Origin of the sequence: Bacteroides oleiciplenus YIT 12058, from assembly GCF_000315485.1 — a bacterium.
In the GTDB taxonomy this organism is placed as follows: Bacteria; Bacteroidota; Bacteroidia; order Bacteroidales; family Bacteroidaceae; genus Bacteroides; species Bacteroides oleiciplenus.
The window spans coordinates 418257-429606 of the sequence record NZ_JH992943.1 but is presented as its reverse complement, the minus strand read 5'-3'; the positions used below and the strand labels follow the sequence as shown (position 1 = coordinate 429606).

At 43.6% G+C, this 11350-nt stretch carries 8 protein-coding genes; 3 read left to right on the top strand and 5 right to left on the bottom strand.

What is annotated here, in order from left to right:
• Nucleotides 1-3 precede the first annotated feature (3 nt).
• Both HMPREF9447_RS18080 and HMPREF9447_RS18075 read left to right on the top strand, forming a co-directional pair.
• A complete protein-coding gene (locus HMPREF9447_RS18080; RefSeq protein WP_009131211.1) occupies nucleotides 4-1776 on the top strand; it encodes a RagB/SusD family nutrient uptake outer membrane protein in 1773 nt (590 codons plus the stop codon).
• 16 nt (nucleotides 1777-1792) lie between these two features.
• Nucleotides 1793-2890 carry a glycoside hydrolase family 88/105 protein gene (locus HMPREF9447_RS18075; RefSeq protein WP_009131210.1) on the top strand — a complete coding sequence of 366 codons (1098 nt, stop codon included), beginning with the start codon at nucleotides 1793-1795 and terminating at the stop codon, nucleotides 2888-2890.
• A gap of 501 nt (nucleotides 2891-3391) precedes the next feature.
• On the opposite strand, the gene HMPREF9447_RS18065 is transcribed toward HMPREF9447_RS18075, so the two are convergent.
• Both HMPREF9447_RS18065 and HMPREF9447_RS18060 read right to left on the bottom strand, forming a co-directional pair.
• A complete protein-coding gene (locus HMPREF9447_RS18065; protein ID WP_009131208.1) occupies nucleotides 3392-4039 on the bottom strand; it encodes a hypothetical protein in 648 nt (215 codons plus the stop codon).
• 15 nt (nucleotides 4040-4054) lie between these two features.
• Nucleotides 4055-5932, bottom strand: coding sequence for a YgiQ family radical SAM protein (locus HMPREF9447_RS18060; RefSeq protein ID WP_044138440.1), 1878 nt, complete (start codon nucleotides 5930-5932; stop codon nucleotides 4055-4057).
• Nucleotides 5933-6122: 190 nt separating this feature from the next.
• Between HMPREF9447_RS18060 and HMPREF9447_RS18055 the strand changes: the two genes are divergently transcribed.
• Nucleotides 6123-7316, top strand: coding sequence for a sensor histidine kinase (locus HMPREF9447_RS18055; protein WP_009131206.1), 1194 nt, complete (start codon nucleotides 6123-6125; stop codon nucleotides 7314-7316).
• 488 nt (nucleotides 7317-7804) lie between these two features.
• Here HMPREF9447_RS18055 and HMPREF9447_RS18050 read toward each other — a convergent pair whose 3' ends face one another.
• From HMPREF9447_RS18050 to HMPREF9447_RS18040, 3 genes are all read right to left on the bottom strand, one after another.
• Nucleotides 7805-8029, bottom strand: a complete 225-nt coding sequence (locus HMPREF9447_RS18050) for a sulfurtransferase TusA family protein (RefSeq protein ID WP_009131205.1) — start codon at nucleotides 8027-8029, stop codon at nucleotides 7805-7807.
• Nucleotides 8030-8033: 4 nt separating this feature from the next.
• The gene (locus HMPREF9447_RS18045) at nucleotides 8034-8348 is read right to left on the bottom strand and encodes a hypothetical protein (RefSeq protein WP_009131204.1); all 315 of its coding nucleotides are present in this window, start codon (nucleotides 8346-8348) and stop codon (nucleotides 8034-8036) included.
• A gap of 73 nt (nucleotides 8349-8421) precedes the next feature.
• The gene (locus HMPREF9447_RS18040; RefSeq protein ID WP_009131203.1) at nucleotides 8422-11331 is read right to left on the bottom strand and encodes a golvesin C-terminal-like domain-containing protein; all 2910 of its coding nucleotides are present in this window, start codon (nucleotides 11329-11331) and stop codon (nucleotides 8422-8424) included.
• Between the last annotated feature and the right edge of the window lie 19 nt (nucleotides 11332-11350).

Genomic DNA, 11350 nt, shown 5'->3' with positions numbered 1-11350 from the left:
GATATGAAAGCACAAATAATATTCAGAAAGGCACATTATGCATTCTCAGCATTCTTGTTTGCCGCATTGTTGGTTTCTTGTAATGATTGGCTGAAGCCGGAACCACTGTCATTTTATTCTCCAGAGAATACCTATGTAACGAAAGAGGGATTGGAAGGTGCTCTGGTTTCTTGTCGTGCCATGATACGCCCGGAGTTTATAGGCAATAATTCTTATGCCTGTACGGAACTTATGACTTCGGATGTTGCCGTAGCCGGGAACATTGTAGCCCAAACTTTGAAGAACTTTGAAATCCAGTTAAAGCCGGGTGCTTATGGAGATTCTCAAATTGGTACTTTCTGGAGTAAAGGGTATAGTGCCATTCAGAAGGCGAATACGATTATATCACGTGTACAGGTTGCCGATGAGATTACTGAGAATGATAAAAATGTAATTTTGGCTGAAGGCTATTTTCACAGAGCTTATTGGTATTATAAATTGGTAAATCAGTTTGGTGATGTACCCTTTATTGATAAAGAAGTCACTACTCCTAAACTGGATTTCTATTCGCATACACGTGGCAGCATTTTGAAACGCTTGCGGCAAGATATGATGTTTGCCGTTCAATATTTACCGGAAAGTGCTCCACATGGTGCTGTATCCAAGGCGGCAGGAAATCATTTGCTGGCTAAAATCTGTTTGGCATGTTGTGATTTTGACGGAGCCGTCACTGCTACTACTGCTGTTATAGACCATAGTCAGCATAAACTGATGGAAAAGAGATTTGGAGTTAATGTGTCGAATGCACAATATAACATTATAAGCGATCTCTTTAATAGGGAGAACATCAACTCTTCTGAGAATTTAGAAGGCATTTTTCTGGTTGAGGATAAACAATTAGTTGAAGGAGGCACATCTACCGGTTCTTACCGGATGAGAGACCTTGTGCCGTGCTGGTGGAATGCAAATACCAACAATGATCCGGATGGTAAACGCGGAACAATGGATAAAGCGGCAGGACAGCCTCAGATAGGGCAAGTGGGGCGTGGCATAGGTAGAGTCAGGACAACTAATTATTTCAACTATGAAATATGGGATTCTAAGGAAGATTATCGTCATACTGCTCCTAACTGGCTGAATATGGAGGATATGGTCTATAATAATCCGGCATCTAAATATTATGGGCAACCTTTACAAAAAGAGTATTGCGTAGATACCATTTATGCTTGGAGCCCAATGATGCATTACAAAACTTTTGTTCCTGAAGATAATAAACCTGATACTCCACAGGGAGGATATACAGATTGGTATGTATTCCGTTTGGCTGAAACTTATTTATTGAGAGCTGAAGCTTATTATTGGAAAGGAAATACGGATGCTGCGATGAGCGATATTAATAAGATTCGGATGCGTGCTAATGCAACCGAGTTAACGAACCCTCAGCAAGTGACCATTGAGTCTATATTAGATGAGCGTGCCAAAGAATTGTTCTTTGAGGAACCTCGCAAGACGGAGTTGACTCGTGTGGCTTTTATTATGGCAGAAAAAGGCCTGAATGGATATTCACTGGGTAGTATTTCAGAGAAGAATTATTATTATGACCGCATGATGAGATACAATAACTTTTTCCGTGAAAAGATCAATCATAATGGGATTAATATTTATACCATTAAGCCATATCACATATTATGGCCTGTTCCGGAGAATGCGATAGCTTCTAATTCCCGCGGCCGCATCAATCAGAATTTAGGATATCCGGGAGCCGACCAGAACGTACCGGCATTAGATGTTGAATAATAAATTATTTAAAACCATGAAGAAGATTTTAGTTCTGTTTTTGTTTTCAATAGGTTATAGCCTATACGCTCAGCAGTTTTCAACTAATATGAAGAAAGCTGATATAGTGAAAGTTTGTGATGCAGTGGCCAAGTGGCAAATCAACCATCAAAAGGAAGTGAAGCATCATCCTTTGGATTGGACAAACGGTGCACTATACAGGGGTATGACAGAATGGGGAAAGGTTTCCGGTAATGAAGCATGCTATGACTTTATACGTGAAATTGGAGAGAAGTATAATTGGAATATGTGGGATCGTGTTTATCATGCAGATGATATTTGCGTAGGGCAGGCATTTATTGAGATGTACCGTAAACTGGGAGATAAACGTATGTTGCAGCCGGTAATGGAACGGGCATATTATGTGGCAACTCATCCTTCAAAAGCTCCTCTGCTGAAAACGGACGCAGTGGGAACATTGGAACGTTGGTCTTGGGCGGATGCGCTGTTCATGGCACCGCCGATATACGCTGCTCTGTATACGATGACGGGGGATGATGTCTATCTAAATTATATGAATAGTGAGTATAAAGAATGTGTGGATTCATTATATGACGAAGAGTATTCTCTTTTTTATAGGGACAATAAGCGAATCCCGATGCGTGAAAAGAATGGTGCCAAACAATTTTGGGGACGTGGTAATGGTTGGGTGTTTGCCGGGCTTCCATTGATTATAGATAATCTTCCGATAGACTGTGAGGCGCGCAACTATTACATCCAACTGTTTGTGAAGATGGCCGAAGCCGTACGTAAAACTCAATGCGAGGGTGGGGACTGGCGCACAAGTTTGTTGGATCCAGATTCTTATGATATGCCTGAAAATAGTTGTTCTGCTTTCATGTGTTATGGGATTGCATGGGGACTCCGGAATGAATATCTGGCTAAACGTACTTATAAGCCTGTGCTTGAGAAAGGTTGGCAGTCATTGGTTAAAGCGGTACATGCCGATGGCAAGTTAGGATATATACAGCCTGTAGGAGCTGCTCCAAAAGCAGCAGGGCGTGACGCTACCGATGTGTATGGTGTAGGTGCTTTCCTATTGGCTGGTAGTGAATTATATAAACTGATTAAGTAGTTACTTCCCTTCCATACCTATGTCTCTTTTCGTAGGGGTGGAAGGGCTTTTTTCATGTTATCAAGGGAGTAGGCTATTTTCAGGTAAGTTGATGTAATCTCTATTCAGTTCGGAGAAAGATGTGCGAACCGTGGAAGAAGCGGTCAAGAGGTAATCCTAATGGAAACCAGGGAATGATTCGGTTATAATGAACGGGAGGCTTAGTGATAGATATTCTTTCTGATAAAATCTGACGGGGCTTTTAATTTGTGATCTTAAGAAGACTTTATCTTTCCGGTTATTGTGATAAACTCCTAAAAGTAATATGGCAGTAATTGCTAATATCCAACGGGGCTCTGCTGTTATAAGTATGATAATACCCAATGCAGTAATGAATATGCGGATCATGCTCCGCAGCAGTCCTATCTCTTTCAGCATGTGGAGGCAACTTCTTAGACGAAGTTCAGATACAACTGGAACATATCAACAATCATTATTGAGGAGTGAAAGAAAGAAGACGTCCTATCGTCCGAACTGTACCGCAAACCCTATATTAAGGAATGTGATGTTGTTCTTAAACCAGCTATGGTCTATCCCGTCATCATACCCGTCCGTGTTGGATAATCGGGCATCAGGATTGGCAAACCAGTCTGCTGTGAGCATATCGGCCCGAAAGACTCCTGATACTTTCTTGGTAATACGGAATTCGTATCCCATGCCAAATGACAACCCGCAATATCCTCTTTGAAAGAGATGTCCGTATCGGTTGCCTCGTTGGTACGTTCGTTCCTGATAATTCATATAACCGATGCCGAACGACAGGAATGCACCTTGGTTCCCGTTACTCCATAGATGGCGAAAAGTGATTGTGGGACGTGCATAGTGGAGATGCATTTTGTCAGGTAAATCTGCTATTCGCAGGTAATCGTACTGAACTCCTAATGCAAAGTTTGGGGTAAAGTAGTAGCGCCCTTCCAACATTAAGTCATATCCTGCGCGGTCACCATTCTTACTGAAGAAGTCGTTGCTGTTTCCCTCTACATGCGGCAGCGTTAGTCCGCCACCTACTGCAACGCTGAAGGTTTGCGGTAGATAATCTTGCGCTTGCAGAGATGTGCCTGCATAACTCAGAAATGCAGTAAACAGAATGGGTAATAGTCGCTTCATCATTGCTTTTGGGGGTATTTATCGTTTTACGTATAGTTTATCAATCAGGTCCTGGCGCCCTATGCGGCGCAACTCATTAATGATATTTTTCCGTTCTTCGGGCTTATACCAGAAGAAGAATTGGCGTTGTGCCAGTTTTTCGCGAGGGGTTTTGGCACTGAACACAGGTTCCAGCGTATATGGATGATAACCGGTGTACCACGCTTCAGTAGCTACGGTCATAGGCGTAGGAGTAAAGTCCTGCACCTGTTCCAGATGGAAGTCCAGACGTTTGGTGATGACAGCAAGTTCGGCCATATCTTCTTCCTTGCAGCCGGGATGGCTGGAAATGAAATAAGGAATGAGCTGTTGCCGCAACCCTTCTTCTTGATTGATGCGGTCGAATATCTTCTTGAACTCCTGGAACTGATTGAATGAAGGTTTACGCATGATACTCAGTACACGGTCACTGGTATGCTCCGGGGCAACCTTGAGGCGGCCGCTGACGTGGCGGGTAATGAGTTCGCGGGTATACTCCTGCGTGCTTTTATTGGTGGCGGGATCCTTACTCTGATGCAATAACAGATCATATCTTACACCGCTTCCGATAAAGCTCTTCTTGATGCCGGGCAGGGTATCGACTGCATGATAAATATCCAGTAACGGGCGATGGTCGGTATTCAGGTTCGGACATACTTTGGGATGGATGCACGATGGGCGTTTGCATTTCTTGCAGACAGCTTCATCGCGTCCCTTCATCCGGTACATATTAGCGGACGGGCCACCGAGGTCGCTTAGGTATCCTTTAAAATCGGGCAGTTCCATTACTTCTTTTACCTCCTTAAGGATACTCTCTTTGCTGCGGCTTACAATAAACTTTCCCTGATGTGCCGAGATGGTACAGAATGCACATCCTCCGAAACATCCGCGATGGATATTCACAGAGAACTTAATCATATCGTATGCCGGAATGCGCTTACCCTTGTATTTAGGATGAGGTAGTCGGGTATAGGGAAGGTCGAAAGAATGATCCAGTTCTTCTTCTGTCAAGGGAGGATAGGGCGGGTTGACAACAACCGTCATGTTATCCACTTCCTGCGTGATGCGGGAGGCGGCATATTTGTTACTTTCTTCTTCGATATGGCGGAAGTTGGCAGCTTGTTTCTTCTTGTCTTTCAGGCATTCAGCATGGGAAAAAAGACGGATATCTCCTTCTTCTGCCACGAAATCCACTGTTTTGCATAAGTAAGCAACTTGTGGAATGGTAGTTAGTGATAAGTGGTTAGTGATAAGTGATAAGCAGCTTGCATCATCCAAATGCTTATCACTTATCACTAATCGCTTATCACTAAATCTTCTTGCCAATTCTACCACCGGCTTTTCTCCCATTCCGTAAATCAGCAAATCTGCACCGCTTTCTACAAGAATACTTTTCATCAGTTTGTCCTGCCAGTAATCATAATGCGTCACCCTGCGCATACTTGCCTCAATACCTCCCAATACAACGGGAACGTCAGGATATAATTTTTTCAGGATTTGAGTATATACAATCGATGGATAATCCGGTCGCATGTCTGGGCGTGCATCCGGTGTATAGGCATCGTCACTACGTAATCGCTTGTTGGCCGTATATTTATTTACCATTGAGTCCATACACCCGGGGCTGATACCGAAGAACAGACGTGGACGTCCTAACTTCTTGAAGTCGCGTAAGTCGTCCCGCCAATTAGGTTGAGGTATAATTGCCACGCGCAGGCCTTCCGCTTCGAGGATACGTCCGATGACGGCAGCCCCGAAAGAGGGGTGGTCTATGTATGCGTCTCCACTGAATAAGATAACGTCCAGTTCGTCCCATCCGCGCAATTCCACTTCTTTTTTGGTTGTGGGCAACCAATCAGTCAGTCGATGTTCTTTCATGCCGCAAAGATACGCATAAAATGATAAGATGTAAAAATGGAGAGGGATAAACAATGCCCGGTCAAGAAAAGTCTTTTGAACTTTATCGGGTAAGTGCAAATAAAAAGGCATAAATAAAACTGGTACTATTCGTATATTTTATACATTTGCGCATCAATAGCCCGAATAAATATAAATCAATTTATATACCATGGAAATACCTCCGTATAAAGAAGCGAGTTCAGAGGAGACGATACAACGCAAACTTGATCAGTCGACTATGATTCTGCAGAATATTAATGCTTACTTTCTGCTGATTGATGAAGAATTTATTGTTCGCGATACTAATTATTATTCATTGAACAGACTTCCTGCTCCAGAGGATGGGGTGATAAAAAGAGTGGGCGACTTGCTACATTGCAGAAATGCTGCTGCGGCTGGTGAATGTGGTAAACATGAACAATGCAAGCTTTGTGGCGTCCGTGCAGCTATTGGAAAAGCTTTCTGCACGAAAGAAGGCTTTAAAAAGCTGAATGCTTCAATGAATCTTCTGAGTGAAGATGAGAATAGGGTGATTCCTTGTGATGTTTCTGTATCGGGTACCTATCTGGACATTCATGGAAAGGGGTACATGGTGTTGACCGTTTATGATGTGACGGAATTGAAGAATATCCAAAGATTACTGAATATTGAAAGAGAAAAATCTATATCTGCTGACAAACTGAAATCGGCTTTTATAGCCAATATAAGCCATGAAATACGCACTCCGCTCAATGCGATTGTCGGTTTCTCGGGATTGATAGCTACTGCTTCCAGTGAAGAGGAGAAGAAGATGTATATGGATATTATTTCAGAGAATAACGAACGCTTGTTACGTCTGATAAATGATATTTTTGATCTTTCTCAAATAGAATCCGGAACTTTGAATTTTGAATATTCGGAGTTTGATGCCAATGACTTGATCAGAGAATTAGAAGGAATATTTATGGTGAAGTTGGCTGATAATCCCTCAGTGGATTTGGTTTGTGAGGCTAACTTACAGCCTATTATGATGTATTCTGAACGTCACCGCATCATTCAGGTTATGGCAAATCTGATTCATAATGCAATTAAGTTTACTAAATCGGGTGAAATACGTTTTGGCTGCCGTATAGAGGGAACGGATGAGGCTTTTTTCTATGTGTCCGACACCGGGATTGGGATTCCCAAGGAAGAACAGGAAAAAATCTTTTCCCATTTCAAAAAGTTAGACAGGGAAGTACCGGGAACTGGCCTTGGTTTGACGCTTTCACAATCCATTATCCGGAATCTGGGGGGAAGGGCAGGTTTGGAGTCTGAGGTAAATAAAGGTTCTACATTCTGGTTTGTGTTACCTTTGACTGTGAAGGGAAAAACAGCCAAATAGGAAAATTGCCGCAAAGATACGTATAAACAGATGACAAAACGGAGAGGAATAGAATCAGTCCGTAAGTTTGTCTGTATTAGCTTATGCTATTATGTATCAAACTATTGCATTTACATTTCTTTTTCTTTAGTATGTAAAAGCATTTACCCCGGTATGTAACGGCATTTACCCCGTATTGTAACGACCTTTACATCGGTGTGTAAAAGCATTTACTTCGGCATGTAACGGGTGTTCCCTCATGGGGTGACGGAGGTTACGCTGTGAGGTGAGAGATGTTTATCCATTCTGACAGTATGCCATTCAGGCATGTCTTGTGCATTTAATGGATTGACAACGAGTATTATCAGGATTTGAAGAGAGAAGTAAAGTGCTTTCATTTTTTGCGTATTAGGTTAGGTGTGTGTTATGTAAAAAAGGTGTATCAGAAGAAGTTTCTGGTACACCTCTTATATTTGTCTTAGAAGTTGAAACTTACCGTGAGGAAGGTATCAGGCAAGCTGTTTCGTCTTAAATTGCAACGTCATCCGTTCTCCATCATATATTTCGCGGAAACCAATTTGTTGCTCGGCCAGATACTCTTTCAAGTCATTGAAAGCAGCGGCATCATCCATGATTATTTCCAGCTTTTCACCCGGTGTGGCTTCGCACATGGCTTTCATGGCCGGGATGAGCGGGCTGTAATGTTTTTGACCACATGTGTCGATTGTTTTCATTTCATTATTCCTCTTCTACAGGTTCTTGTTTGGAAAACCATTCCAGATAGAGCTTGATGAGTTGCTGCAATCCGAAGGCTTTCATGTTGTTGTGGTATATCACGTCGATGCAGAGGTCGAGTAAATCTTTGCTGTCTTCCTCTTGTGATGCGATGAGAGAGCGGATGTTCAGTCTCAATTTATCCAATACAGATTCGTCTACAATACCATTACTGTCAATGAGATGACGGAAGAGCCCGTATTTCTCAATGGTTGCCAGATTTTCTTCAGAGATCTCTAAACTGCGGGTACCGCTGGGATTTGCTTGTATAGTGTACATGTTTTTTATGTTTTTAAAGGTTTATACTCTGAGAGCAAAGATAAGTGTTATTTTTAATTAGGCGTATTGTTTTCTATTTTTTTGCTTGAAAGAATTGCAGTATGGAGGCCATGATGGCATTACGGTCTGTTTCCTGTTCGATGCTTTCCAATGGAAAGCCCATAATGAAGGTGCGGTAATTGCCTTGATAGGCGATGGCTGCACTTTGGTTGCCGGGAACATAAGTGAGCACCGGAAAAGCTGCACCTGTCGGAAGAATACATTCGGGGGTGGTCACGGGATAAGCTTGCTCATTGGGCAGTCGGGGGATGGTGAATGTGCGTCCCAAACCATTGATGTTTCCGGATTGGGTATCGTTTATGGATTGTCCGTAGGCGTATTTCAGGATGTTCTGCGTAAACTCCCGGTCACCTTGGGAATTGTTCATGTCGCTACCGATGTAGGAACCACTCACAAGGAGGTTGCCTCCGGATTGGCAGTAGGCCGTCAATGCACGTTGCATGGGCGAGGAGAAGGTTTTGTAATACATGTTACTGGCAGGATTGCTTTGCCGGTCCTCCTTTTCGAGTCCGAGGATGTAATCTACAATATCGTAAACTTCCAACGGAACATTTCCGTTTTCTACAGCTTCGTCACTGCATGAAACGAAACTATAATCACCTGCTGCCTGTATTGCTTTTCCATGTATGAATGGATAGTCGAAAATGTTTCCGGCAATCTTGATTCCTTCCCATTCATTGCTGCTGCGCCCCAATTCTTTTCCCGTCTGTTTACGTGAAAATTCGGTTTGGGCACCGCAAAGTGAAATGTCATATAAATAAGGTACACCCGGATCTTTGGCTAAATCGAATCCGGCTGCGGTGGGAGTGTCAATAACTGCCGGGCCACTGATACGATCGAAGCCATTGACAATAAGGATACGTCCTTTTTCCTTTTTGGCTTTATAAGCTGCGAGGATTTCAGATGGAAAGCTTTCTCCGCCACGGTTGGCTGCGGTGACTTTAAAGGAATAGACGATGCCCGGTTCTATCTTTGCAGTATAAGAAAGACTGCTTACACGTACTCCGTTATCAAAACCGCCACGTCCGATACGGGTATAAACGATGTACTCGCGCGGTTTGGCAGTCGGCTCCAATAAGTCTTCTTCACCTTTCCAGGAAAGTTCCAGCGTGTTCTTTTTGTTGCCAAAGCGGATAGCAAAGTTGCTTACAGGGAGAGGTTGTACTACATAATCCTTGCCATGCTGGTTGCAAAGATATTGAAGAATTGCTTTATAAATGGAGCGTCCTACAGTAAACTTGAAGTTGGGGTCGTGTCCGAGACGCATGTCGGCAAAGTTCTGGTGTGATAGTAATTCCACGATGGTAGAAGGCACTGCCGGAAGGCGGGTTTCGCTGTAATTACGATCCCACATGCTGCGGCGTGTCCAGTCTATAGCATAATTGGAACGGATATCACGCTGGAGTTGTGTGAGCAGAATATCGGAAAGGTCGCGTGAAGCATACCGGTCGGTACCACTGGCAAGTAATCCGTCATTGAAATTGGTGGTATAGATACCGAGTGTACCGATAATTTTGTCTTCTTTGCTGGCTCCTGCATCGCTATGCAATGCCATTGCCATTTCGAAAGGTACTCCCAGACCTTGCTCCTTAGGATTGAAGATGGAACCGCCCGACAAGTAATTAATCATCTTGGAACGGGAATTTATGTCATCAGACATGTCATCTTTCCCTTCACGTCCACCATAAACGGGGTAAGGCATACCTGCCCATTGTGCAAAGTAGCGGGAGCCCTCCAGATACCGGGGCAGTCCGCTGGTTTCTCCGCCGCGTGCAATGTTTCCCATTCCGCCGCCAAAACGTACGGCATCCGCACAAACCACACCTTTCTGTTTGCTTTCATTGCTGAGTACTACCATACCGTAATCATTTTTGCCTTTATCAAAAGAGAATGTTCCGAGGTACACCCAGGTACCGCCACCTATCTGCTGGTTTACTTTGAACTCGGTGGCCCCGCCATTGTGGAAAACGATGTACTTGGCGTCACTTACGCTGTTGGGCAATGTCTGATAAGAAACGTATACGGCATATTCGCCTGTTTCCGGAATATCGGGTATCCATTCAGCAAAAGCTTTATTCTTTTTCTTCTCTGTGTTGGTGAAGCGTGCACTTCCGCTTACAAATGGATTCTCGCCGTCTTGATAAATCTGTTTCCGTTGTGCAAAACCGGGAAGTTCTGTTTGTTTCCAGTTAGCTTTGCGACTTTTGATGTCCAGATAAAGAGAATTTTGCGGAGTATCATTGTCCACGATAACCTCATACTTTTGTGTGTCCCGTTCCCGGGGAGTAAATACGTTGGCACCTGCATTTTCCAGCATCGGGATGACGTAAGGAAGAATAAACGACTGGGTGAACTGGTCTTCCGTTGTGCAGAACAGGCGGGGACGTTGCCATCCCCATTCTCCGGTCTTATTGATGAAGTATTTTCCATGGCTTTGCCATAAGGCGATATGTTTGCCTTCCAGTCCGCGGTTAATTTCATAAGGGCGGGAAGTGCGTGTCACCCAGGGATTACCTTTATACTCCAGACCACCGTATAGCCGTGATTTATCCTTTTTCCCTTTCCTGTAAAGGTTGGGAATCAAATCTTCAATAGCCTGTCCACCTGTTATGACTGTCATATCATAATAGTTCACAGGACCTGGCAATGTTTGTTTCAGATACCGATAGATGGCATCCACTGTTTCCGGTCGGAAAGGTTGGTAAGAGAATTTGTCGTCAGCATAGATGGCGAACTTCTTCTTCTGGTAATCGATGCGAAAACTATCCAGCCGGCAGGTGCCGATATTGACTGTTGTGGTGGTATATTCCCGGAAAAATGCTGCGAGGCGTTCCTGTACGTTCGCCTCAATATCCTGTGCCCTCAGTTTTCCATTGAAAGCCAAGATGAAGCAACAGATAACTAATACTATATTCTTCTTCATAACGAAAACCCTCTGTGAA